General features: G+C 66.7%; 24 protein-coding genes. 20 read left to right on the forward strand and 4 right to left on the reverse strand.

The genetic code is table 11. The features are described 5' to 3' along the window. Window positions 1-232 precede the first annotated feature (232 nt). The 7 genes from ACSQ3D_RS19460 to ACSQ3D_RS19490 all read left to right on the forward strand — a co-directional run bounded on the left by ACSQ3D_RS19460 (window position 233) and on the right by ACSQ3D_RS19490 (window position 7,938). Window positions 233-823, forward strand: coding sequence for a hypothetical protein (locus tag ACSQ3D_RS19460; protein WP_436127980.1), 591 nt, complete (start codon window positions 233-235; stop codon window positions 821-823). A 36-nt stretch (window positions 824-859) separates the two neighbouring features. Then, a complete protein-coding gene (locus ACSQ3D_RS19465) occupies window positions 860-1,714 on the forward strand; it encodes a hypothetical protein (RefSeq protein WP_056411116.1) in 855 nt (284 codons plus the stop codon). A gap of 422 nt (window positions 1,715-2,136) precedes the next feature. Beyond that, complete coding sequence (gene yajC / locus ACSQ3D_RS19470; RefSeq protein ID WP_056171299.1) at window positions 2,137-2,472, forward strand: preprotein translocase subunit YajC; 336 nt, start codon at window positions 2,137-2,139, stop codon at window positions 2,470-2,472. Next, entirely contained in the window at window positions 2,469-2,642 is a 174-nt protein-coding gene (locus ACSQ3D_RS19475; RefSeq protein ID WP_156370419.1) for a hypothetical protein, read from the forward strand. Before yajC ends, ACSQ3D_RS19475 begins: the two co-directional genes overlap by 4 nt. A 15-nt stretch (window positions 2,643-2,657) precedes the next feature. Continuing rightward, the gene (gene secD / locus ACSQ3D_RS19480; protein WP_396506986.1) at window positions 2,658-4,541 is read left to right on the forward strand and encodes a protein translocase subunit SecD; all 1,884 of its coding nucleotides are present in this window, start codon (window positions 2,658-2,660) and stop codon (window positions 4,539-4,541) included. 11 nt (window positions 4,542-4,552) lie between these two features. After that, a complete protein-coding gene (gene secF, locus ACSQ3D_RS19485) occupies window positions 4,553-5,503 on the forward strand; it encodes a protein translocase subunit SecF (RefSeq protein ID WP_056411112.1) in 951 nt (316 codons plus the stop codon). Between the two features lie 17 nt (window positions 5,504-5,520). Further along, entirely contained in the window at window positions 5,521-7,938 is a 2,418-nt protein-coding gene (locus tag ACSQ3D_RS19490) for a DUF1631 family protein (protein WP_436127981.1), read from the forward strand. A gap of 117 nt (window positions 7,939-8,055) precedes the next feature. Here the strand turns inward: ACSQ3D_RS19490 and dprA are convergent, their stop codons facing one another. Continuing rightward, window positions 8,056-9,282 carry a DNA-processing protein DprA gene (dprA, locus tag ACSQ3D_RS19495; RefSeq protein WP_436127982.1) on the reverse strand — a complete coding sequence of 409 codons (1,227 nt, stop codon included), beginning with the start codon at window positions 9,280-9,282 and terminating at the stop codon, window positions 8,056-8,058. Between the two features lie 78 nt (window positions 9,283-9,360). Then, window positions 9,361-10,578 (reverse strand): LysM peptidoglycan-binding domain-containing protein, encoded by a 1,218-nt coding sequence (locus ACSQ3D_RS19500; RefSeq protein WP_436127983.1) that lies wholly within the window; start codon window positions 10,576-10,578, stop codon window positions 9,361-9,363. Between the two features lie 199 nt (window positions 10,579-10,777). Between ACSQ3D_RS19500 and def the strand changes: the two genes are divergently transcribed. The 13 genes from def (at window position 10,778) to ACSQ3D_RS19565 (ending at window position 22,412) form a co-directional block, all read left to right on the forward strand. Further along, window positions 10,778-11,287 (forward strand): peptide deformylase, encoded by a 510-nt coding sequence (gene def / locus ACSQ3D_RS19505; protein WP_056411104.1) that lies wholly within the window; start codon window positions 10,778-10,780, stop codon window positions 11,285-11,287. Further along, a complete protein-coding gene (locus tag ACSQ3D_RS19510; RefSeq protein ID WP_056411102.1) occupies window positions 11,284-11,784 on the forward strand; it encodes a hypothetical protein in 501 nt (166 codons plus the stop codon). Before def ends, ACSQ3D_RS19510 begins: the two co-directional genes overlap by 4 nt. A 41-nt stretch (window positions 11,785-11,825) precedes the next feature. Further along, window positions 11,826-12,821 (forward strand): methionyl-tRNA formyltransferase, encoded by a 996-nt coding sequence (gene fmt, locus ACSQ3D_RS19515; RefSeq protein ID WP_436127984.1) that lies wholly within the window; start codon window positions 11,826-11,828, stop codon window positions 12,819-12,821. 53 nt (window positions 12,822-12,874) lie between these two features. Further along, window positions 12,875-13,642 carry an AzlC family ABC transporter permease gene (locus tag ACSQ3D_RS19520; RefSeq protein WP_436128050.1) on the forward strand — a complete coding sequence of 256 codons (768 nt, stop codon included), beginning with the start codon at window positions 12,875-12,877 and terminating at the stop codon, window positions 13,640-13,642. After that, window positions 13,639-13,974, forward strand: coding sequence for an AzlD domain-containing protein (locus tag ACSQ3D_RS19525; RefSeq protein WP_436127985.1), 336 nt, complete (start codon window positions 13,639-13,641; stop codon window positions 13,972-13,974). Before ACSQ3D_RS19520 ends, ACSQ3D_RS19525 begins: the two co-directional genes overlap by 4 nt. A gap of 163 nt (window positions 13,975-14,137) precedes the next feature. After that, a complete protein-coding gene (locus ACSQ3D_RS19530) occupies window positions 14,138-15,337 on the forward strand; it encodes a phosphoglycerate kinase (RefSeq protein ID WP_436127986.1) in 1,200 nt (399 codons plus the stop codon). A 209-nt stretch (window positions 15,338-15,546) separates the two neighbouring features. Further along, window positions 15,547-16,236 carry a hypothetical protein gene (locus ACSQ3D_RS19535; RefSeq protein ID WP_056411093.1) on the forward strand — a complete coding sequence of 230 codons (690 nt, stop codon included), beginning with the start codon at window positions 15,547-15,549 and terminating at the stop codon, window positions 16,234-16,236. Next, a complete protein-coding gene (locus ACSQ3D_RS19540; RefSeq protein WP_436127987.1) occupies window positions 16,233-16,790 on the forward strand; it encodes a FlgO family outer membrane protein in 558 nt (185 codons plus the stop codon). Before ACSQ3D_RS19535 ends, ACSQ3D_RS19540 begins: the two co-directional genes overlap by 4 nt. A gap of 147 nt (window positions 16,791-16,937) precedes the next feature. After that, window positions 16,938-17,765, forward strand: a complete 828-nt coding sequence (gene pyrF, locus ACSQ3D_RS19545) for an orotidine-5'-phosphate decarboxylase (protein WP_396506975.1) — start codon at window positions 16,938-16,940, stop codon at window positions 17,763-17,765. Between the two features lie 67 nt (window positions 17,766-17,832). Next, entirely contained in the window at window positions 17,833-18,735 is a 903-nt protein-coding gene (locus tag ACSQ3D_RS19550) for a LysR family transcriptional regulator (protein WP_396506973.1), read from the forward strand. A gap of 310 nt (window positions 18,736-19,045) precedes the next feature. Then, window positions 19,046-20,035, forward strand: coding sequence for a Bug family tripartite tricarboxylate transporter substrate binding protein (locus ACSQ3D_RS19555; protein ID WP_436127988.1), 990 nt, complete (start codon window positions 19,046-19,048; stop codon window positions 20,033-20,035). Beyond that, entirely contained in the window at window positions 20,032-21,036 is a 1,005-nt protein-coding gene (locus ACSQ3D_RS19560; RefSeq protein ID WP_436127989.1) for a succinylglutamate desuccinylase, read from the forward strand. Before ACSQ3D_RS19555 ends, ACSQ3D_RS19560 begins: the two co-directional genes overlap by 4 nt. 56 nt (window positions 21,037-21,092) lie before the next feature. Further along, complete coding sequence (locus ACSQ3D_RS19565) at window positions 21,093-22,412, forward strand: ABC transporter substrate-binding protein (RefSeq protein ID WP_436127990.1); 1,320 nt, start codon at window positions 21,093-21,095, stop codon at window positions 22,410-22,412. Window positions 22,413-22,511: 99 nt separating this feature from the next. On the opposite strand, the gene ACSQ3D_RS19570 is transcribed toward ACSQ3D_RS19565, so the two are convergent. Together ACSQ3D_RS19570 and ACSQ3D_RS19575 are read right to left on the reverse strand one after the other, a co-directional pair. Beyond that, complete coding sequence (locus ACSQ3D_RS19570; RefSeq protein ID WP_436127991.1) at window positions 22,512-23,462, reverse strand: EamA family transporter; 951 nt, start codon at window positions 23,460-23,462, stop codon at window positions 22,512-22,514. Then, window positions 23,459-23,899, reverse strand: coding sequence for an acyl-CoA thioesterase (locus tag ACSQ3D_RS19575; protein WP_056411072.1), 441 nt, complete (start codon window positions 23,897-23,899; stop codon window positions 23,459-23,461). Before ACSQ3D_RS19575 ends, ACSQ3D_RS19570 begins: the two co-directional genes overlap by 4 nt. Between the last annotated feature and the right edge of the window lie 284 nt (window positions 23,900-24,183).

A 24,183-nucleotide genomic window follows, 5' to 3' on the forward strand; every position in this document is an offset into this window, starting at 1 on the left:
CGGCGGGTAGGTGCCCGAATCCGTATTTCCACACTCCGCCCGCCCGTGCCGCGCGATGCGTTTTAAGACGCTCAATCCAAGCGCCCACCATCGGCGGAAAGTGCTCTAAAAAACAGTGCAAACGACGCAAATAGATCAATGACAAGTTGACCAGCGCTTAGGCGGCCAGCATTCGATATTTCCGTGTTCGCCCGGCTCTATAGTGCCTCTCCCATCGAAGCGGTGCCAGACCATGCAGACCACCACCTTTGCATACCGGATTTCCGCCAGCCTTGCGCTGGCGTTCGCGTTGACCGCCGCGGCCACTGCCACCGCCGCGGAACCAGCTACGGCAGCAGCACCTCCTTCGCAGCCCAACCCCTATCCGGCCATCGACCCCGAGTTCTCCAGGCCCGACCCCCGAAGAATGCCGAGCCGGACTACGCTGCGCTCCTATCTTGCAGAGGAAGAAGCCAACGGGTACCTGAACACGTTTTGCTTCGTACAACAGGCGTTCAAGGCTGAAGGTGCGGGTGACAGCGATGAAACTCTCTTATGGATGATTTGGCATGAAGGCGCCTATCTTCAACAAATCAACTCCGTGAAAGATGGGCAACGTTATCGGTCAGATCCAGCTCTGGACCCAGTGACGGCGGGACATGCGCTGGCTTATGCCAGTGGCGGGATCAATCTCAAAACAGGCGTGGTCCCGACCGACGAAGACATAGGTACCAGCACCTTTCTGGTCAGCCGCCCTTGGGTCAATCACAAGCTCGCTCAGTGTCAGCGAGTGGGTGTCCAAGTGAGAATTCCTGCATTCAAGCCTGCTAAGTCAGCGCAATAGTTCAAAAAAATATCGATCAGCAGGGGGAGGAATTACATGCCAAACGCCTTATTGAAATACGCCTACGGCAGCCCTGTGCCTGGGGCGGTTGACCTTGTGGAGGGTAACGTTCTGCGCGTCAAGCTGGAAGCCATCGACAAGCGCTACACACTGGTGGCCGTGAGTGACTATCCCCATGTGCTGGAGCTCACGAGCAACACGCACAACAGCCGCGCAGACTCGTGGACTTTCGAGGTCACTGCACGCAGCGCGGGCAATGCCAAGCTGATGCTGAAATCAAATCGTGGCGAGGGAATGTCCACACTGACGGTGACGCCCGCGCTGGTGAGTGTCAACGTCAGCAAGGCGGTGACTTTTCCAGATCAGAACTCCGATGCCGGGTTGCTGATCCGGCTCTTTCTGGCGGAAGTACCGGATCCACAGGAATGGAAACGCTACAACATCACTGGCCCTGAAGCAATCAAAGATGCTATGCGCATGATGCGCCGCGTGATTGTGAATCGGCTCGAGTCCGGCAGTGCCAAGGAATTCATGGCAGCAGGAGCAGGCAGCTTGAGGGATATCGTGACTGCGAACGACCGCGGAAATGTGCAGTTTGAAGGTTTTGCGCATTACCCCAGCATCGCCAACAAGAAAAGCAGAATGATCGACGATCGGTTGGCCATCGTTAATGACGCTACCAATACACAGTGGCACGCGAAATATGTTGCGTACTACGAAGCGGCACTTGCTGCTGCAACCGAACCGCTGCCTCCTGATCCCAGCCCCACGGGGCTTTTCGCTTGGAAAACGGCCGGTAGCAGCGCCCCTTCGCCCGAATTCGTGCAGTTCAAAACTCTCGGAGGTAATACTTTCTTTACCCACAAGCGCCTGAGTATTTCTGGGCGCTGAGCGCTCAGCGGCAATGGCCAAGCGAAAGAGCGCCCCTGACGATGGCGCGCTCGGAATGACACTGGCTGATGGCCCAGGTACCGAGGTGGTGCAGGCGCCTTCACCGGACGTCGGGCGGCTTGAAGTCCAGCCTGCTGGCTGCATCTGCGACCCCAGGGCCCCGCACCCCGCGGGCCTTTTGCTATGAATTAAGGAGCTGCCAGCGCTTACCCATAAAGCGTTAGCGGCCATTTTTATTCATATCGATGCAACCACCCTGCCTGCAGCGCCTGTGCAGCAAACACCCGGCGCGGGCTTGGGTCTTCGCCCTTGGGGCGCAGGCGGGGGGCCGCATACAATGTCCTGTTCCGCCTTGGCGGGCGCCCAGGCGCCTGCGTGGGCGGTTTTTGTGTATTTTGACCATCCGTTGTGGAGTGCCACCCGTGTTTATTTCTTCCGCTTTTGCCCAGACCGCACCCGCCGCAGCCGCTGGCGGCGGCGGCATGATGTCCTCGCTGACGAGCATGCTGCCCCTGGTTCTCATGTTCGTGGTCTTGTACTTCGTCATGATCCGGCCCCAGATGAAGCGCCAGAAGGAGCACCGCGCCATGATCGACGCCATCGCCAAGGGCGACGAAGTGGCCACCTCGGGCGGCATCGTCGGCAAGGTGACGCGCCTGTCCGAAGGTTTCCTGCACATCGAGATCGCCAGTGGCGTGGAAGTGCAACTGCAGCGCAGCGCTGTCGTGCAAGTCCTGCCCAAGGGCTCGGTGAAGTGAAGAAGAACAACCCCCTGAGCGACTGCGCTGCCTCCCTCTTCGTCTTGCGCGCTGCGCGCAAGGAGGCGGGCGATGCCGGTGGTCTGGCCACGCCAGTGCCACGGCATGTCTGGCATGGCCAGGCGCAGGCTCATGGGGCTGCTGGCGCGCATGGCGCCATGGACAACTGAGGTAAGAGCGCGATCATGAACCGTTATCCGGTCTGGAAGTACGCGATCCTGGTGATCGTGCTGCTGGTGGGGGCCCTGTACACCCTGCCCAATTTCTTCGGTGAGGCGCCTGCAGTGCAGGTCTCGTCGGCCAAGGCCACCATCAAGGTGGACGCCGCCATGCAGCAGCGGGTGGAAGAGACGCTCAAGGCCGCTGGCGTGACGCCCGACTTCGTGGCGCTGGAAGGCAACTCGGTGCGCGCGCGCTTCGACACGCCCGACAACCAGCTCAAGGCCAAGGACGCGCTGCAAAAGGCGCTGGTGCCCGACGCCAACGATCCGTCCTACATCGTCGCGCTGAACCTGGTGTCGCGCTCGCCACTGTGGCTCAAGGCGCTGCACGCCAACCCGATGTACCTCGGCCTGGACCTGCGCGGCGGCGTGCACTTCATGCTGCAGGTGGACATGCAGGCGGCTCTGACCAAGAAGGCAGAGTCGTACGCCGGTGACATCCGCACCGCGCTGCGCGACAAGAACATCCGCCACGGCGGCATCAGCCGCGACGGCCAGAACATCGACATCCGCGTGCGCGACGAGGCCACGCTCACGGCCACGCGCAACCTGATCACGGACCAGTTCACCGACCTGCAGGTCACCAGCACGCCGGACGGCAGCGAATTCAAGCTGCGCGCCGCCATCAAGCCCGAAGCCACCCGCAAGGTGCAGGAGCAGGCGCTCAAGCAGAACATGGTCACGCTGCACAACCGGATCAACGAGCTGGGCGTGGCCGAGCCGGTGATCCAGCAGCAGGGCCTGGACCGCATCGTGGTGCAGTTGCCCGGCGTGCAGGACACCGCCAAGGCCAAGGACATCCTGGGCCGCACCGCCACGCTGGAAGTGCGCATGGTGGACGAAGGCACCGAGGCCCGCTCTGCGGAAACCGGCCGCGGCCCTGTGCCGTTCGGCTCCGAGCGCTACCTGGAGCGCAGCGGCCAGGCCATCATCGTGAAGAAGCAGGTCGTGCTGACCGGAGAGAACCTCACCGACGCCCAGCCCGGCTTTGACGGCCAGACCCAGGAGCCCACCGTGAACCTCACGCTGGACGCCAAGGGCTCGCGCATCTTCAAGGACATCACGCGCGAGAACGTGGGCAAGCGCATGGCCATCGTGCTGTTCGAAAAGGGCAAGGGCGAAGTGGTCACGGCCCCCGTGATCCGCAGCGAAATCGGCGGCGGCCGGGTGCAGATCTCCGGCCGCATGACCACGGCCGAAGCCAACGACACCGCGCTGCTGCTGCGTGCCGGCTCGCTGGCCGCGCCCATGGAAATCATCGAGGAATACACCATCGGCCCGAGCCTGGGCGCCGACAACATCGAGCGCGGCATCCACAGCGTGGTCTGGGGCATGGTGGCGATCGCCGTCTTCATGTGCATCTACTACGCGCTGTTCGGCGTGTTCTCCACGATATCGCTGGCCGTGAACGTGCTGATGCTGCTGGCCATTTTGTCGATGCTGCAGGCCACGCTCACACTGCCTGGCATTGCCGCCATGGCGCTGGCGCTGGGCGTTGCGATCGACTCCAACGTGCTGATCAACGAACGCATCCGCGAAGAACTGCGCGCGGGCGTGTCTCCGCAGGCGGCCATCCATGCGGGCTACGAGCGCGCCTGGGCGACGATTCTCGATTCGAACGTGACCACGCTGATCGCGGGCCTGGCCTTGCTGGCCTTCGGCTCCGGCCCGGTGCGCGGCTTTGCCGTGGTGCACTGCATCGGCATCCTGACCAGCATGTTCTCGGCCGTGTTCTTCTCGCGCGGCCTGGTGAACCTCTGGTACGGCCGCCAGAAGAAGCTCAAGAGCGTGTCGATCGGCCAGGTGTGGAAGCCTGAACCTGACACCGCTGTGGCCAAGACGAACTAAAGGAGGAAGACATGGAATTCTTCCGCATCCGAAAAGACATCCCTTTCATGAAGCACGCGTTGATCTTCAACGCGATCTCCTTCCTCACCTTTGCGCTGGCGGTGTTCTTCCTGCTCACGCGCGGGCTGCACCTGTCGGTGGAGTTCACCGGTGGCACGGTCATGGAAGTGGCCTACAGCCAGCCGGCAGAACTCGCCAAGGTCCGCGAGACCGTGTCGGGCCTGGGCTACCCGGACGTGCAGGTGCAGAACTTCGGCACCGCCCGCGACGTGATGATCCGCCTGCCCGTGCAAAAGGGCGTGACGTCTGCCCAGCAGAGCGAGCAGGTGCTGGGGGCGCTGAAGGCCGCCAACCCGGAAGTCACGCTGCGCCGCACCGAGTTCGTCGGCCCGCAGGTGGGCGAGGAACTGGTGCACGGCGGCCTCATGGCGCTGGCCATGGTGGTGGTCGGCATCGTGATCTACCTGGCTTTCCGCTTCGAGTGGAAGTACGGGGTCGCGGCCATCATCGCCAACCTGCACGACGTGGTGATCATCCTGGGCTTCTTCGCGTTCTTCCAGTGGGAGTTCTCTTTGGCCGTGCTGGCGGGCGTGCTGGCGGTGCTGGGCTACTCGGTCAACGAGTCGGTCGTGATCTTCGACCGGATCCGCGAGGCCTTCCGCAAGTACCGCAAGATGACCACCCACGAGGTGATCGACCACGCCATCACCAGCACGATGAGCCGCACGATCATCACCCACGCCTCGACCGAGGCGATGGTGCTGTCGATGTTCTTCTTCGGCGGCCCCAGCCTGCACTACTTTGCGCTGGCGCTGACCATCGGCATCCTGTTCGGCATCTACTCGTCCGTGTTCGTGGCGGCCGCCATCGCGATGTGGCTGGGTGTGAAACGCGAAGACCTCATCAAGCCTGCCAAAAAGGACGAGGATCCGAACGATCCCCATGCCGGAGCCACGGTCTGAGCCGCTAATATCTGTCCATGCAGCCCACACCGTCGTCCGTCCCGCAGCGCCGCCTGGCCCGGCAGGCGCGCCAGCGGTTCGTGGAGGGCATCTGCAGCGGCCTGGTCGACCTGGACAAGGTCGTTCTGGACTTTCTCACCACGCTGATCACCCAGACGGGTACGGCCCGCGAGATGCAGGCCCACCGCGACACCTGGATGCTCTACCAGCAGCGGCATGCGGTCTGGACCGACCGCGCCGCCAAGGCCTGGCGCGAGGCGCTGGCGCCGCACACCAGCACCAACCGCGGCCAGCTCACACCCAACGGGCCGGGCAATCAGTTCGAGCTGCTCAGCGACGACGTGGTCGAGAACAAGATCCTCGCCTCCCGCATGGCGCTCACGCTCAACGAGCAGGTCGGCCCGCAGTTCGATACCCTGCGCCAGCGCACCCAGTCGCTGGAAGGCCAGGACCTGGACAGCAACGACATCCTGCGGCCCGAAACGGTCTGCGTGCTGCTGGTGGAGCAGTGGGTGGAGGCCGGCATGCCGCGCACCGACCTGCAGGTGGTGGTCGACCCGCTGCAGCGGGAACTGGCCAACCTGCTGCAAAAGCAGTACCAGGCAGTCAATGTCTTTTATGTGGAGCAGGGCGTCACGCCACAGGCGGACCTGAAATCCCGCGTGCGCCGCACGGCCAGCGGTGGTGTGGCCGGTGCGGGCGGCGAGTCCGGCGCGGGCGGCCTGGCCTCCCAGGCACTCGCGCAGACACGCGACGCCATGGCGGCAGCCGCTGCGGCGCGCGGCGGCATGATGGCCCCGCCCGGCCGCCACATGGCGGGCATGGGAGGTATGGGACCAGCGGGTCCCATGGGTCAATACCCCCAGCAGCGCATGCAGCAGCAGCCCCCCGGCTATCCGCAGCATGGCATGCCCACGGGCTTTGCCACGGGCATGACACCGCTGGCACGCGCGCGGCAACGGGCCCAGGGCGTGATGGGCCAGCTGCGCAGGCTGCTGACGCAGCCGGCCACCGGCTTTGACATGGTGAACGCGCCCCCGGCCTCGGCCGCCCTGGCGCATGCACTGACGGCGCACCGCGTGCAGGCAGACACGTACTACAGTGGCGTGGCCACGTTGATGGAAGACTACAGCTCCGCAGGCGTGGTGCAGGTGGCAGGCGCCGTGCGCGAGCGTTCCACCGAGCTCAAGAAGAAGGCATCGTCCGCGGGCGAGAAAGCCATCATCGAAGTCGTGGCCCTGATGTTCCAGAGCATCCTGGCAGAAGACCGCATTCCCCCCGCCGTGCGCGTGTGGTTTGCGCGGCTGCAGGTGCCGGTGCTGCGCGTGGCGCTGGCCGAGCCCGAGTTCTTCAGCAACCTGACCCACCCCGCGCGCCAGTTGATCGACCGCATGGGCGCCTGCGTGATGGGCTTTGACGCGACCAGCATCAACGGCAGCGCGCTGGAGGCGGAGATCCGCCGTGTGGTGCAGGTGATCGAGCAGTACCCCGAGACCGGCCGGCGCGTGTTCCAGCTGGTCTACGACGAATTCGAGAAATTCCTGTCCAAGTTCCTGACCGAGAAGCAGGCCACATCGCGCCTGGTGAGCGTGGCCCAGCAGGTGGAGCAGAAGGAAACGCTGGCCATCCAGTACACCATCGAGCTGCGCACCATGCTCAAGGACATGCCGGTGCGCGACGAGATCCGCGAGTTTCTCTTCAAGACCTGGGCCGAGGTACTGGCCCTGTCGGCCGTGCGCGATGGCGCCCAGCATGTGGACACCATTGCGTTCAAGCGCACCGCCGCCGACCTGGTGTGGGCCGCCAGCGCCAAGCCGCACCGCAGCGACCGCGCGCAGGTCATCCAGAACCTGCCGGGCCTGCTGCAGCGGCTGCGCCAGGGTCTGGAGCTTCTGGGGGTGAACGGCGCCCCGCAGGATGCGCAGATCAAGACCCTGACCGATACGCTGGCCGACGCCTTCCTGTCCAAGACCGCGTCGATCCCCCAGGCGCACATCGATGCGATGGCCAAGCGGCTGTCGAACCTGGAAGATTTCATCGGCGACGCGACGCTGGGCGAGATGCCGCTCAATGCCGACAACATCGAGATGATGCTCGGCATCGACGCATCGTCCATCCACGTGGTGGCCGACAACGGCGCCCCGGTGGAAGACAACATGGTGGCCTGGGCCCAGGAGCTGCAGCCCGGCACCTGGTACACGCTGGACCACAACGGCGCGTCGGCGCAGGTGCAGTACGCGTGGCAGAGCCAGCGCAAGCAGCTGCATCTGTTCGCCGCCGTGGATGGCAGCAGCTACCTGATCCAGTTGCGCCGGCTGGCGGCGTATCTGCAGGCGGGCCTGCTGGTTCCGCAGGACGAAGAAGGCCTGACGGTGCGCGCCACGCGGGATGCACTGGCCAAGCTGGACGCGAACCCGGAGCGGTTGCTGGGCTGAAGCACGGTCCGCTGCGGGCGCTGCTGCGGCAGCGGCGGCCGGCGCGATGTAGCGCCCGGTCTCCTCAACCTTCGCACATGGCCTTGTCGCCGGGTCCCGCCCCCGCCAAGGCAGCGCTCAGGCGGATGCCAGGCGCTGAAATAGGCCGCCCGGCAGGCGTGCCACCCGGCCGTCCAGTTCCAGCTCCAGCAAGCCCACCTGCAAGGCCGCGGCCGCCATGCCCGTGCGCGCCACCAGCGCGTCCGCACTGATGGGATCAAACCCCAGCGCCTGGAGCAGCGCGGTCTCGGGCACCGGGGTGTTCACTTCTGCGTTGCCAGCATCATCGACATGATCGACATCATCGACGCCATCGATGTCGGTCATGCCCTCGGTGGCCGCCTGCGCGGGTGGAGGTGCCGCCTGCTGCGCGCAAGGCGGCAGGCGCAACTCTTCCAGCACATCCTGCGCCGACTCCACCAGCTTGGCGCCCTGGCGGATCAGGGCATGGCAACCCCGCGACTGCGGTGCGTGGATGGAGCCGGGAATGGCAAAAACCTCACGGCCCTGTTCAACGGCCATGCGCGCGGTGATAAGGGAGCCGGACGCCAGCGCGGCCTCCACGACCAGGGTGCCTTGCGACACGCCGGAGATGATGCGGTTGCGCTTGGGAAAATTGCCCGGCAGTGGCGGCGTGCCCAGCGGGTATTCGCTGACCAGCAGTCCGCGGGCCGCGATGCGGTGCGCAAGATCGAGATTCCTGCGGGGGTAGACCCGGTCCAGCCCCGTGCCCACCACGGCGATGGTGGAAGCCACCGCGGCCCCCGCCGTCGCCACGTCCAGCGCACCTTCATGCGCGGCGGCATCCACGCCAAGGGCCAGCCCCGAGACGATGGTCAAACCGGCGCCATGCAGCGCCCTGGAAAACAACCGCGCATTCTCGGCGCCCTGGGCCGTCGGATTGCGGCTGCCCACCACCGCCAGGCAACGCCCGGCAGGGAACGGGGCGTGCGCCAGCAAGCGGGCGGGCCCCATCAGGTACAGCACAAGCGGGGGGTCTTCGGTCTCCAGCAGCCCCTGCGGATAACGGGTGTCGCCCAGGGTGATGACGGCGCGCGCAGGCCCCTGCGAGTCAGCCTCGTGCAGCCAGCGCCAGGTCAGCTCCACCAGAGAGTCCCAGGTGCCTGGCACTGTGCACAGAGCCCGGGCCTGGGCCGCGGTCACGTGCTGCCGAAGCTCGGCTTCAGGCTGCTGAAAGATCGCTTGCGGCAAGCCAAACCGCGCCAGCAGGGCGCGCGCCGTGCTGTTGCCAACGCCCTGGCTCAGGGTCAGGCGCAACCATGCGCCGAGTTCTTCGCGGTCCATGAACGGGATTGGGCACAGCTGCCGCGCATCGACTGCGCGCGAGGGCAGACGACAGCGGCGGGGACGTCAGTCAGTCAATCAGCGGGGGTTGACGAGGCGATCCCCGACACGAACACCGCCCTTGATCTCCAGCAAAAGCGCATAGGAGACGCGGTCGAAGGTACGGAACACCATCGCCGTTCCGTTGACCTCGCTCGGCAACTTGATCGTCGCGCGTTCGCTGTCGGTCTTGTCCTTGATTCGCTCGCCTCGGGTCATGAGCGTCAGCACATGGCCGGACTCGATGCCGTCCTGGGAACCCAGGTTGATGGCAACGACCTGATTCTGCCCCGCGTAGGCCGCAGCAAAACTGGCGTAGATGGACACCACCCGGGCGTCAACATCCATTTGCGGGGCGCGGGGCGTGTAGCTGGTGAAGACGCGCTCGGGCGCTGGCAGCAGGCGGTCACCGGCACGGATCTCTTCCTTGGCAGAGGACAAATCCACTGTGGCGGGCACGTATTCGGAGACAAAGCCTCCCTTGCCGTTGGGGGTCTCCTCAAAGGACTCGCCCCGCACCAGTTCGGCCTTGCCCAGGTATTGGGCCTCATACCCCAGGATCTCGCCCGTCACCGGGTCCTTCATGGGTACCGCATCGCGGAAGACGCGGAAGAACCGCGGCTCGCCCGGTTCCTGACGGACGGGGGAGGCTGCGTCTCCCCTGACATACGCACGGTCACCGCTGGCCATCAGCACGCGGTCTTCGGTCGTGGCCACGATGCGGGGCGCGCGCTGCAACTCCTGCGCGTCAACCACCAAAGGCTCCACAAGGAAAGGCTCTATCAGGTGCGGCTTGAGGGTGGGAAGCGCGGTGTCGGCCAAGCTGTCTGAGCGGGTGCGTGGCGACACACGCACAGTCTCGGTGCCCGACGACTGCGTGCCGCGCGGGGTGGTGCTCAGGCGAGCGTAGCCACCGTCTCTCTCGAGATACAGCGTCTGCCCGGGAAAGATCAAGTGCGGGTTCGGAATGGCTTTGAGATTCATCCCCCACAGCTCAGGCCAGCGCCAAGGCCGCTTAAGGTACATGCCCGAGATGCCCCACAGCGTGTCGCCGCGCTTGACGGTGTAGGTGTCGGGGGCGCTGGCGGCGAGTTCGGCCAGCGGAATGCCCCGCTCGGACACCTGCTGCGCAGTGGCACGCTGCTCTCCGGAGATGGGGTAGTTCTGCGCCTGAGCGGGCAGGGTCACCAAAACAGCGCCAGCAACGATGGTGAGCGCGCCCATGGCGGTCCGCCGCACGCTGGTGAATGCCGTCATGTTGTTCCTTTTCTCATGCATTGTGAAACGCCCCCTCACTGGCGCCTTGGCTTTCGCGCCACGCGAACAACCAGGCAACTAAGTTACAAACCTTTTTAGATTCTCTGCTCAAGCCCTTGATTCGGCAACGATTATTGGCTTGCAATACTGCAGCGGGCGGCAAAAGTGGCGAAAATAGCGACATCTCTTACCTGCATCCATGGCAATCCTTCCCATTCTCTGTTACCCGGACCCCCGGCTCCACAAGGTCGCACGCCCCGTGGAGGCCGTCGATGACCGCACCCGGGCCCTGGTGGCCGACATGCTGGCGACCATGTATGACGCCCAGGGCATCGGCTTGGCGGCGACGCAGGTCGATGTGCACGAGCGCCTCGTCGTGATCGATGTCTCCGAGGGGCGCGACCAGCCTCTGGTGCTGATCAACCCCGAGATCGTCTGGGCCAGCGCCGAAAAGCACCTCAATGACGAGGGCTGCCTGTCGGTGCCCGGCATCTACGACGGCGTGGAGCGCTTCGATGCCGTCCATGTGCGCGCCCTCGACGCCGATGGCCAGTCGCGCGTCATCGAGGCCGATGGCCTGCTGGCGGTGTGCATCCAGCACGAGATGGACCACCTGCTGGGCAAGGTCTTCGTGGAGTACCTCTCACCGCTCAAGCGCAACCGGATCAAGACCAAGATGCTCAAGCAGCAGCGGGGGGCCCGAGAGTGACGGGCACGGCGCTTCGCGCCCTGCGGGGCGGCGGAGTGCTGGCGCTGGCGGCGCTGGTGGCGGGCTGCGCGCTGGTGGCCAGCGAAAAGCCTGGCGCGCTGCGTGCGGAGGTCATGGCCCGGCAAGGGCCACCGACCGCCGTGGTGGCGTTGCCGTCGGGCGAGCGGCTGCTGTACTCGGAACTTCCCGCCGGATTTGCCGCTTACAACCTCGACTTCGATGCGTCCGGCAGGCTGGTGCGCAATGAACAGGTCCTCACGCAGACGCGTTTCGAGACCATTCCCGTCGGCATCTGGACCGTCCGCGATGTGCAGGGCACCTTCGGCCCGCCGCTGCGCGTGGAGCGGGTGGCACGCTTTGACGGCGACATCTGGACGTACCGCTTCCGGCAGAACTCCGACCCGCGCCTGGCCCACGTCCACCTGGACCGCCAGGGTGTGGTGCGGATGGTGATGTTCACCGACGAACTGCCCAACTTCGACAACACCCGCGACTGACGGCGCCCAGCGGCACCCGTGATCACGACACCCTTGTTTCCATGAGAGTCATCTTTGCCGGCACCCCCGAGTTCGCCCGCGTGGCGCTGGAGCAGCTTCTGGCGGCCGGCTTTCAGGTGCCGCTCGTCCTCACCCAGCCTGACCGCCCGGCCGGCCGCGGCATGAAGCTGCAGGCCTCGCCCGTCAAGCAGTGCGCCCAGACGCATGGCATCGCCGTGGCGCAGCCGCGCAGCCTGCGGCTCGACGGCAAGTACCCGGAGGATGCGGCGGCGGCGCGCGAGGCGCTGCTGACTGTGGGGGCCGATGTCATGGTGGTGGCAGCCTACGGACTCATCCTGCCGCAGTGGACGCTGGACCTTCCGCCCCAAGGCTGCCTCAACATCCACGCCAGCCTGCTGCCCCGCTGGCGCGGCGCGGCACCCATCCACCGCGCCATCGAGGCGGGCGACGCCGAAACCGGCGTCACCATCATGCAGATGGACGCAGGCCTGGACACCGGCGCCATGCTGCTGACCGAACGCACCCCCATCGGCGCGGCGGACACCACTGCCGTGTTGCACGACCGGCTGGCGGCCCTGGGCGGGCGGATGATCGTCGAGGCACTGGAACTGGCGGCCTGCGGCGGCCTGCAGGCCGAGCCCCAGCCTGCCGAGGGCGTCACTTACGCGCACAAGATCGAAAAATCCGAAAGCGCCATCGACTGGTCGCTGCCTGCACAGGTCATCGGCCAGCGCATCCGTGCCTTCGACCCGTTTCCCGGCGCCAGCACCGACTGCGCAGGCGAGGCCATCAAGGTCTGGTGCTACAAAATTGATAGCATCCAGGGCGCACCCAATGCGCGCCATGGCGAGGTTTTGTCGGTCAGCGACGACGGCGTGACCGTGGCCTGCGGAGAGGGCACGCTGCGCCTGACCACCCTGCAGCGCGCAGGCGGCAAGCGGCTGGCCGCCGCAGACTTCCTGCGCGGTTTCGCATTGATACCGGGCATGGTGCTGGGCGCGGCGCCTATGGCGGCTGCGGCAGCGGCACCCGGATGAGCCGCAGCGCGCGCATTCGCCACACGCTGCGCCACCCCTCCTTTCGCCTGGCCATGGTCGACATGGCCGGCACGTCGCTGGGCATCGCCGCCTGGGGCCTGGTCACCGGCGTCGTCATGGTCAAGAGCGGGCTGCCCGTCGGCATGGCCCTGTTCATGTCGCTGGTGGTCTACGCGGGCAGCGCGCAACTGGCGGTCATCCCGCTGATTGCCGTGGGGGCGCCGCTGTGGGTGGTGTGGCTCACGGCCAGCTGCGTGAACCTGCGTTTCGTGATCTTCAGCAGCATGTGGCGCAGCTACTTCGGCCACCTGCCGCTGCGCCAGCGGCTGGCGGTGGGCTACTTCAGCGGTGACGTGATCTACGTGGGCTTCATGAAGCGCTTTCCAGAGCCCCGCCCGCAACCTGAGCAAGTACCGTACTTCTGGGGGGCGGCCAGCACCAACTGGCTGGCCTGGCAGGTGCCGTCCATTGCGGGCATCCTGCTGGCCAACGCCGTTCCGCTGTCGTGGGGCCTGGGGTTTGCCGGCGTGCTGGCACTGCTGGGCGTGCTGCTGTCGCTGCTGTTCGACCGCGCCACCTGGCTGGCGACAGGGGTGGCGGCCACCGCAGCCGTGGCGGCATTCGCCCTGCCGCTCAAGCTCAACATCCTGGTGGCCATTGCGGCGGCCGTGGCGGCCGGCCTGCTCATGGAAGCCGTGGACCGCCGCCGCCACAAACCCGAAGTGGTGCTGTTGCCAGCCGACAGCGTGCTGCCGCCCGAAGAGCGCGAGCACCTGAAGGCGGGCGACGTCGTGCCGCTGCGCGAGGAGCGCCACCCATGAGCTTTGCCTGGATCGAGCCGGCCATCGCCATCCTGGGCCTTGCGGTCATCACCCTGGTCTCGCGCGCATTCTTCATGATTCCGGACCGCGAGCTGCCCCTGCCCGACTGGCTCAAGCGCGGACTCAAGTACGCGCCGCTGGCCGCGCTGGCCGCCGTCATCGCGCCCGAGATCCTCATGACCCAGGGCGAGTTCATCGACACGTTCATGGACGCCCGCCTGCCGGCCGTGCTGTGCGCCAGTGGCTACTACTTCTGGAAGCGGGGCATCCTCGGGACCATCGTCGTGGGCATGGTGATCTACCTGCCGCTGCACATCGGGCTGGGCTGGTGAAATAGGCTCCCCCTGAGTCGCTGCGCGACTTCCCCTAGGGGGACGCACCCGGTGGCCTGGCAAAGCCAGATCCACGGGTGCACTGGCATGGGCGAGCTGACGCCCTCACCGCGGTTACTAAAATGGCCGCCGCGAGCCCTTTTTCTCCTTCTACCTCTCTGCCATGAACATCCTCCGCTTCTCCGATCTGTGCGCCCAAGGCAAGGCCCAAGGCCAGCGCGTCTTCATCCGTGCCGACATGAACGTGCCGCAGGATGACGCCGGCCGCATCACCGAAGACACCCGCATCCGCGCCTCGATCCCCTGCATCCGCATGGCGCTGGACGCCGGTGCCGCCGTCATGGTGACGAGCCACCTGGGCCGCCCGACCGAAGGCGAGTTCAAGCCCGAAGACTCGCTGGCGCCGGTGGCTGCACGCCTGTCCGAACTGCTGGGCCGCGAGGTCCCGCTGGTGGCCGACTGGGTCGACGGCGTGACCTTGGCACCCGGCCAGGTCGTGCTGCTGGAGAACTGCCGCCTGAACGTGGGCGAAAAGAAGAACAAGGAAGACCTGGCCAGGAAGCTGGCCGCCCTGTGCGACATCTTCGTGAACGACGCGTTCGGCACCGCCCACCGCGCCGAAGGCACCACCTACGGCATCGCCCAGTTCGCGCCCATCGCCTGCGCAGGCCCGCTGCTGTCGGCCGAGATCGACGCCCTGACCAAGGCCCTGGCGCAGCCCCAGCGCCCCCTGGCCGCCATCGTCGCGGGCTCCAAGGTATCGACCAAGCTCACCATCCTGAAGAGCCTGGCCGACAAGGTCGACCAGCTCATCGTGGGCGGCGGCATTGCCAACACCTTCATGCTGGCCGCCGGCCTGCCCATCGGCAAGAGCCTGGCCGAGCCCGACCTGCTGGACGCGGCGCGCGAAGTGATCGCCGCGATGAAGGCCCGGGGCGCGGACGTGCCGATCCCCACCGACGTGGTCACCGCCAAGGCGTTCTCCGCCGACGCACCCGCGACCGTCAAGGCCGCCAAGGACGTGGCCGAGGACGACCTCATCCTGGACATCGGCCCGGAGACCGCCGCCCGGCTCGCCGCCCAGCTCAAATCGGCCGGCACCATCGTCTGGAACGGCCCGGTGGGCGTGTTCGAGTTTGCGGCCTTTGAAAACGGCACCCGCGAGATCGCCAAGGCCATCGCCGAATCCCCCGCCTTCAGCATTGCCGGCGGCGGCGACACGCTGGCTGCCATCGCCAAGTACGGCATCGAAAAGCAGGTGGGTTACATCTCCACCGGCGGCGGCGCCTTCCTGGAGGTGCTGGAGGGCAAGACGCTGCCCGCATTCGACATTCTCGAAAAACGCGCGGTTACCGCCGGTTGATATTTGTTACGTATATAGTCGCAAGCGCATGCGACTGCGCGTAAGCAGTCACATGCAACTGTGACCAAAAACAACGAATTGCAAGCGGCTGGGCGCAGTTACCTCAATTTTTTCTTGTTTTTGTTGAGTATCCCGCCCAGAATTATTTTTCAATCGCGTGGGATGTATCTGTTCATGTCCCCGCCTCTCAAAGTCCGTAGGAGGGAATCATGAAATTTTCAAAAGCAGTCAGCTTGGCGGTACTCGCTGGCGCCGTGGCAACGTTGGCAGGGTGCGCCTACCGTTCGCCCATCCCTCTCGCAGAGAACTTTGAGCTGACGGTCCAACCCAAGGTGCGCTCCGCAGGCCACTGGGAACTGCTCTCCAACGACGTGGTGGCCCAGACGCTGAGCACGCTCGACAAGGCCGGCACGGCCCCCGGCACTGCGCTGTTCGTGGCCCAGCCGCCCAACCCCAGCCCCTTCGACCTGGCTTTCCGTGACTTCCTGATCACCAAGCTCGTGCAAAGCGGCGCGCCCGTGCTGCAAGACCCCGGCCAGACGCTCACCGTCACGTACAACACCCAGGTGGTGCGTCACAACAGCGAACGCCCCCACTTCATCCCCGGCCAGTTCACCATGATCGCTGCGGGCCTGATGGCCGCCTATGGCCTGCGCCACGAGCACATCGACACGCAACTGCTGGCCACGCTGGGCTTCACCGGCCTGGCAGATTACGGCTCCAGCATCAACTCGGGCGGCCCGACCAATACCGAGCTGATCCTGACCACCACCGTCACGCGCGGCGGCCAGTATGTGGCCCGCAAGACCGACGTCTACTACCTGGAGAATGCGGACACGCCGCTGTTCCTGCGTCCGTCCTACTACAAGCACGTCAACATGAAGGTGGTCTCGCAATGAAATCCGCTGCACTTCTGACCGCGCTGGCCGCAGCAGCTTTGCTGGCCGGCTGCGCCAACAATGGCACGACCGTCCGCAACGAGCCGACCTACCAGGAAGCCTCGAACAACCAGTTCCTCAACAGCAGCCGCGACGCTGTGTCGAAGCTGACCGCGGGCTTTGACCTGACCGCCACCGGCACCGGCCCCGTCCTCGTGGCCACCGTGGTCAACGTGAACGACCTGAGCCGCTCTGCGCCCCTGGGCCGCACCTTGTCCGAGCAATATGCCTCGCACATGGCCGCCACCGGCTTCGATGTGAAGGAAATCAAGCTGCGCGGCGACGTGTTCGTGCGCGAAGGCGCGGGCGAGCTGCTGCTGTCGCGCGAGATCAAGGACATCGCACGCAACCACAACGCGTCGCTGGTGCTCGTGGGCACGTACTCGGCTGCCGCCAACTACACCTACGTGAGCCTGAAGCTGGTGCGCACCGAAGACAGCCGCATCATCCGCGGCTACGACTACGCACTGCCCAACGACCGCGACGTGCAGCGCCTGCTGACCGTGCAGCGCTGAGCTGCAGTCTCCCGACTCCAAGGCCGTTTCGACGGCCTTTTTTATTGCCCCGGCGAAGGCCGTCATGGCTGGCCACCAGCGGCCCAGGCACTGCAGCAGCAGAAAACCGGAAGGCACCGGGCAGCCCCCCACTTAAAATCACGCCCCATGACCTTCACCGACATGCTGCGCGACGCCACGGCGCAGAACAACTCCCTGCTGTGCGTGGGCCTGGACCCGGAGCCCACGCGGTTTCCTGCGGGGATGCAGGGCGATGCGCACAAGATCTACGATTTTTGCGCCGCCATCGTGGACGCCACGGCCGACCTGGTCTGCGCCTTCAAGCCACAGATCGCCTACTTTGCCGCGCACGGCGCCGAAGACCAGCTCGAGCGCCTGATGCAGCACATGCGGGCCAACGCACCGCACGTGCCGGTGATCCTGGATGCCAAGCGGGGCGACATCGGCTCCACAGCCGAGCAGTACGCCAAGGAGGCCTTCGAGCGCTACGGCGCCGATGCGGTCACGCTCTCGCCCTTCATGGGCTTTGACTCCATCGAGCCCTACCTGGCCTACCACGGCAAGGGCGCTTTCCTGCTGTGCCGCACCTCCAACCCGGGTGGCGACGACCTGCAGACCCAGCGCCTGGCCAGCGTGGAGGGCGAGCCGCTGATGTACGAACACGTGGCGCGCCTGGCGCAGGGGCCCTGGAACAAGAACGGCCAGCTCGGCCTGGTGGTGGGCGCGACCTACCCGCAGGAGATCGAGCGCGTGCGCGCCATTGCGCCCACGCTGCCGCTGCTGATCCCCGGCGTGGGCGCGCAGGGCGGCGACGCCGCAGCCACCGTGCGCGCAGGGCTGCGCGACGGCGGGCCGATCATCGTGAACTCGTCGCGCTCCATCCTGTACGCCTCCAAGGGCGACGACTTTGCGGACGCAGCGCGCACCGAGGCGCAGCGCACCCGCGCCGTGCTCGAAGCCTCGCGCAGCCGCTAGGTCGGTACCGAGCCCTGGGCCCAAGCACAAGCACCTACTCAATTCGCCGGCCCGTACCCCTCCTGCCATGCAGCTCAAGTGGCTTGAAGACTTCATCGTCCTCGCGCAGGAACGCAGCTTCACCCGCGCGGCCGAGCTGCGGCATGTCACCCACCCGGCCTTTGGCCGCCGCATCCGGGCGCTGGAGGCCTGGGCGGGCACGCCGCTGGTCGAACGCACGGGCGGCCCGGTCACGCTCACGCCGGCCGGTCACAGCTTTCTCGAGACGGCAGGCCAGCTGGCCCGCAACCTCGCCCAGTCGCACGAGGAACTGCAAAGCCTGGCCGGCCGGCAGGCCCGCACCGTGACGCTGGCCACGGGCCGCACGCTGGCGCGCACCGTGGTGGCCGACTGGCTGGTGCGCCTGCAGCCGCTGCTGCAAGGTGGCGAGCTGTGCATCCGCACCCGCGCGCTGGCCGACACCGTGGCCCTGCTGGAGCGCAACGAGGCCGACTTCTCGCTGGTCTACCACCACCCGGCGCTCGCCATCCGGCTCGATGCGCGGCAGTTCCTGCACATGACCGTGGCCTCGGACCGGCTGGTGCCGGTGTCGCGCGCCACCGCGCAGGGCCATGCCATGTACCGATTCGGCCCACAGGGCACCACCGATGCCGTGCCCTACCTCGCCTACGCACCGCAGTTGGCCCTGGGCCGGCTGGTGGAGGACCACCTGGCGCACAACCCGCACGCCCCGCGCCTGCAGCGGGTGGTGGAGTGCGACTCGGCCGACGCGCACTACGAATACGTGCAAAAGGGCCTGGGCGTGGCCTGGCTGCCCTGGTCCATGGTGCATGCCGACTGCAAGGCGCGCCGCCTTGCGCCTGCGGGCGATGCGCGCATGGAGGTGCGCTTCGATGTGCGCCTGTACCGGCCCAAGCGCCGCCTGGGGCCGCTGGCCGAGGCACTGTGGAAGGCCCTGTCACAGCGGTGATGCCCCGCCGATGCAGCACGAATGCAGCATCGATGCGGCCTAGGTGCCGCTCAGGTACTGCTCAGGTCCGGCGTGGATGCGACACATGCATTGGTGGATTCATTCATCACGCAGGGGTTTTCCCTGCACAACCGGTACGGATTGGCAACGGTTGGTGCCGTTTCAGCACCAACACAGCAGATCGTATTTTCGACAATGGGTTACGCCGCAGGAAGTTTTACGGCACCCGCACCAACCCTGGGCGGCCGCGTAATCCTGACCCCGTGGCGGCTTGCAGCAGCCCACAACACCACCGACCCGGACCCACACCATGCACCATCCGTCTTTGTCCTCCCCCCTGCGCCGCACCGCGCTGCTGTGCGCCCTGGCGGCCCTGGCCGCCGCCCCCGCCTGGGCGCAGCAGGATGCCTACCCCTCCAAGCCCATCACCATCGTCGTGGGCTACCCGCCGGGCGGCAGCACCGACCTGACCGCGCGCACCGTGGCGACCGAGCTGGGCAACAAGCTGGGCGTGCCGGTGGTGATCGAGAACATCGGCGGCGCGGGCGGTGCCATCGGCGCACAGAAGGTGGCCAGCGCGGCGCCGGACGGCTACACGCTGCTGGTGGGCGCCAGCAACGAGATCGCCATCAACAAGCTGGTGACCAAGAAGGTGAAGTACGACGTGAAGGACTTCACCGCCATCGGCCTCATCGCCTCGCAGCCGCTGGTGCTGGTGGCGTCCGCCGGCTCGGGCGTGAAGAACGTGGCCGAGTTCACCCAGAAGGTGTCGAAGAACCCCGGCAAGTTCAGCTACGGCAGCTCGGGCGTGGGCACGTCGCTGCACCTGGCCGGCGAGATGGTCAAGGAGCAGGGCAAGCTGTTCATGACGCACATCCCCTACCGCGGCGTGGCGCCGCTGACCAATGACCTCTTGGGCAACAACCTGGAATTCGGCGTGTTCGTGCTCTCCAGCGGCCTGCCCCACATCAAGAGCGGCAAGGTGATCGCCCTGGGCACGACCGAAGCCAAGCGCTCGCCCACCACGCCGGACATCCCGGCCCTGGCCGAGTCGCCCCAGTTCAAGAACGTGGACATCGGCGTGTGGTTCGCGCTGCTGGCCCCCGCCAACCTGCCCAAGCCCGTGTTCGACAAGGTGAAGAAGGCGCTGAACGACAGCCTGCAGTCGCCCGACTTCCGAAAGAAGATGGAAGCCACCGGCTCCACGGTGGCGGCCACGAACGTGAACATCGACCAGTACCTTGCCGCCGAAGTGGCCAAGTACAAGAAGATCGTCGAATTCGCCAAGATCGAAGAATGAACCCTACCGCCAACCATTCCGCCGCAGAGCCGCTGGTGTTCGAACTGCCCGCGCCCGACATCAGCGCCTGGCGCGCCGGCAACACCGGCACCGAAGGGGTGTGGCACTTCGACTCGGGCCAGCCCGGGCGCCACGTGATGATCAGCGCGCTGGTGCATGGCAACGAGCTGTGCGGCGCCTGGGCGATCCAGGGCCTGCTCGAAGCCGGCGTGCGGCCAGAGTCCGGCTCGCTCACGCTCGCGTTCTGCAACCTCGCCGCGTTCGACCGGTTCGATGCCGCAAGCCACGATGCCTCGCGCTTCACCGACGAAGACCTCAACCGCCAGTGGCTCGACGAGCGCATCGACGCGGCCGACACCGCGGAACGCCGCCGCGCCGGGGCCCTGCGGCCCTTCGTGGCGCGCGCGGACTGGCTGCTGGACATCCACTCCATGCACGAGCCCTCGGCCCCGCTGCTGCTCACCGGCATCCAGCCGCGCAACCTGGCGCTGGCGCGCGCCATGCGCTCACCCGAGCACGTCGTGGTCGACGCGGGCCACAAGGACGGCGTGCGCATGCGCGACTACGGCCGCTTCGGCTTGCCAGACACCGAGGGCCAAGCCGCCGACACCCGCTCGCTGCTGGTCGAATGCGGCTTTCATGGCGACCCCGCCAGCCGCGCCGTGGCGCAGGACCAGTGCGTGCGCTTTCTGGAGCAGTCCGGCGTGATCAGTCCCGCCGCGCTGGCAGCGCAGCTACCCGGCTGGCGCCTGCCCGATGCACCCCGCCAGTGGGCGCTGGAGGTGACCGGCCCGGTCGTGGCCACCAGCAGCGCGTTCCGGTTCGTGGCGCCCTACACAGGCCTCGAGGTGTTTGAAAAAGCAGGCACCGTCATCGGCGACAACGACGGCGTGCCGGTGACCACACCGTACGACGACTGCGTGCTGGTGATGCCCTCGGTGCGCCAGGCCCGCGCCGGCGTGACGGTGGTGCGCTTTGCGCGCCGCAAGGCACTGAGCTAGCCAGCCCCTTTGGCGCCGTCCGTGCGCCTGGGCGCACAGGCGCTCTCGCACATCCCATGGCTGCCGCCTGGCAACGCTGGGCCAGCGCCATCGCCCGCCGTGCAGCTTCCCACTGCACGGCTGCCAACCCACCCGCACGCGCCCACGCTGCGGGCGACCTCACCCCCTCCCATGCCCGCTGCATGACCCGCTGTGATGAACAGCCCGGCGTCATGGGGACCACTGTTTTCCACGAATACAAGGACATCGCCATGAAAGTCTGGTTGTTGATCTGGGCACTGCTGCTGGCCCCCTTGAATGCTGCTGCCCAAGAGGTGTCCAAGGACGAAATCGTCCTGGGCCAGTCGGCGTCCTTCACCGGCAGTTTTGCCAGCCAGGCGGCGGCGTACCGCGACGGCGCGCTGCTGTACCTGAACGAGGTGAATCGCCGCGGCGGCATCCATGGGCGCAAGATCCGCCTGGTGTCGCTCGACGACCAGTACAAGCCCGAGCTGGCGGTGGAGAACACCCTCCAGCTCATCGAGCAGCACGGAGCCTTCGCGCTGACCCACTACACCTGGACGCCGGTGGCCCGCGCGGTGATTCCGGTGGCGACGAAGTACAACGTCCCGTTCTTTGCGCCGTATACCGGCGCCAGCGACGTGTACCGCTCCAGCAGCCCCATGGTCTTCACCGTGCGCGCGAGCTTCCATGCCGAGCTGGAGGCGATCATCCGGCACGTCACCACGCTGGGCATCCGCAGGATTGCGTTCGTGCGCTACACCAGCAAGACGGGCGACGAGCTGCTCGCCGAGCTGGAGCCTTTGCTCAAGCAATACGGCGCCACCCTGGTGGGCACCGGCGCTATGGCCAACAACTCTGCCCAGCCGAAAGACGCCATCCGCCAGCTCGCGCCCGTCGAGGCCCAGGCCGTGCTGCTGGGCGTGTCCGGCACCGACGCCGTGGCTTTCATCCAAGGCTACGAGGCCGCCACCGGCCGCAAGGCGCAGTACTACGCCCGCAGCCTCGTCGGCGCACGGCAACTGGCGCAGGAGCTGGGCGACCAGGCTTTCGGCATCTCGGTCACCCAGCTGGTGCCCAACCCGTTCAAGCAGGTGGTGGAGGTGAGCAAGGAGTACAACCGCCTGCTCAAAAGCAGCGGGGCCGGCGCCCAGCCCGACTACATCTCGCTGGAGGGCTTCATCGCCGCCAAGGTGTTCTGCGCAGCGCTGCAGCGCACCGGTCCGGCACCGACGCGCGCGGGCTTTTTGCAGACGCTGTCCCGGATGAAGGTGGATGTGGGCGGGTTCGAAGTGACCTTCAGCCCCGGCAACCACAACGGCTCGGACTTCGTGGACATGACCATGATCGGGCGCCAGGGCAGGCCGATCAACTGACCGGGCGGGCGGGGGCAGGTTGCGCCGGCACGACGCCACGACGGCACGACGGCACGCCCAATCCAACATCAAACAATGGGGCGGTGAATCGGTAGCGGGCTATCTTCTCTGGAGCCTGGGCCCCAGCATCACACAGGCAAGCGCCGCCACGATCAGCGCAATGCCCGCCCACTGCCAGGGCGCCACGCCTTCGCCCAGCAGCAGCATCCCCGCGGTGAGCCCGACCACGGGCACCGCCAGGCTGAACGGCGCCACGCGGTTGGCGGGGTAGCGCTGCAGCAGGTTCGTCCACAACGCATTGCCCACGGTGTTGGCCGCCCAGCCCAGGTAAGCGACGGCAGCCCAGCCCGACAGCGGCACGCTGGCGAAGGTGTCCCACCGCAGCCAGCGCGCGGCGTCGGGGTCGAACACTGCCGACAGGGCGATGAACGGCACGATGGGTACCACGCTGCTCCAGATCACGAAGGCCAGCGGGTCGTAACCCGGGCTCGCGTTCTGTGCCAGCCGCGCCACGATGTGCGATGCGGCCCACATCGCAGCAGCGCACAGCGTCAGCAGCAGGCCTGCCAATGTGGTGGCCTGTGCGGCGCTGACTACGGTGCCGTGACCGAGGTGGTTCATCGCAAAACACGCCAGGCCCAGCGCCGCCAGCGCCAAGCCCCACAGCAGCGGACGCCCCGGCTTCTCGCGCAGCAGCGCAAACGCGAACAGGGCCGTGAAGAACACCTGGGTCTGCAGCAGCACGCTGGCCAGGCTGGCCGTCATGCCCGTCTTCATCGCAATGAACAAGAACCCGAATTGCCCCACGCCCTGGAACAGACCGAACCACAGCACCCAGCGCCAGTGCACGCGCGGCGGCCGGATCATCAGCAGCAGCGGCAGCGCCGCAAACACGTAGCGCGCCACGCCCAGCTGAAAGGGGCTGAAGCTGCGCAGCCCCCATTTCATGGCCACGAAGTTCACGCCCCACAACACCACCACGACCAGCGCGATGATCAGGTCTCGCGCCCGCAGCGGCGGCGCCGCCTGCGCCGTGCCGTGCCCGGTCACTGCGCGCTGCGGGCCGCGTCGATGTGGGCCTGCACGCGCTGCGCCAGCGCGATGTCGCCGGGGGTCTCGGGGCTCCATTTGTCGATGGTGCGGGGCTGCTCGTCGGAGTCCACCGCGGTGTAGACCGCCACGCAGTGCAGCACCTCTTGCTGCGGCTCGCCGTGCAGGCCGCCGCTGCGCACCTCCACCGCCAGCTGCATGGCCGTGTCCGTGGTCGCCGCCAGGCGGGCATGCACTTCGACCAGGTCTCCGGGCCGGATGGGGTGCATGAACTGCGCGCCGCCGACGAACTCGGTGATGCACGGCCCCTTGGCCCAGGCGCTGGCGCAGGCAAAGCCGGCTTCATCCACCCAGCGCAGCACGGTCCCGCCGGGCACGCGGCCGGCCTGCGGCAGGGTGCTTTGGGACGCCAGGAAACGCAGGGTGATCGATTGCATGCGGGTGCTCCATCAAAACGGTGCAGGGGGTGTGAAGCCATTATCACCAGCCACCCGGCGCGCTGCAGGGGGCGCCGCGTCAGTGCAGCCCGCGCGCGAACGTAGGTGCAGCGCCGGTGGTGCGCAGGCCCGGGGCCGGCGCCACAGCTTGACCTGAGTCAACACCCTGCAGGCCGCACTTGCCTACATTGCGTAGCAACCCTGCGGCCCCGGCCTGCCGCGCCGCCCACCGGCGATGGCCGACCACGCCAGAGCCGGTTTTCACCTTGCACGCCCCGGCGTGC

This window comes from Acidovorax sp. LjRoot117, from assembly GCF_964252695.1.
Classification (GTDB): domain Bacteria; phylum Pseudomonadota; class Gammaproteobacteria; order Burkholderiales; family Burkholderiaceae_C; genus Acidovorax.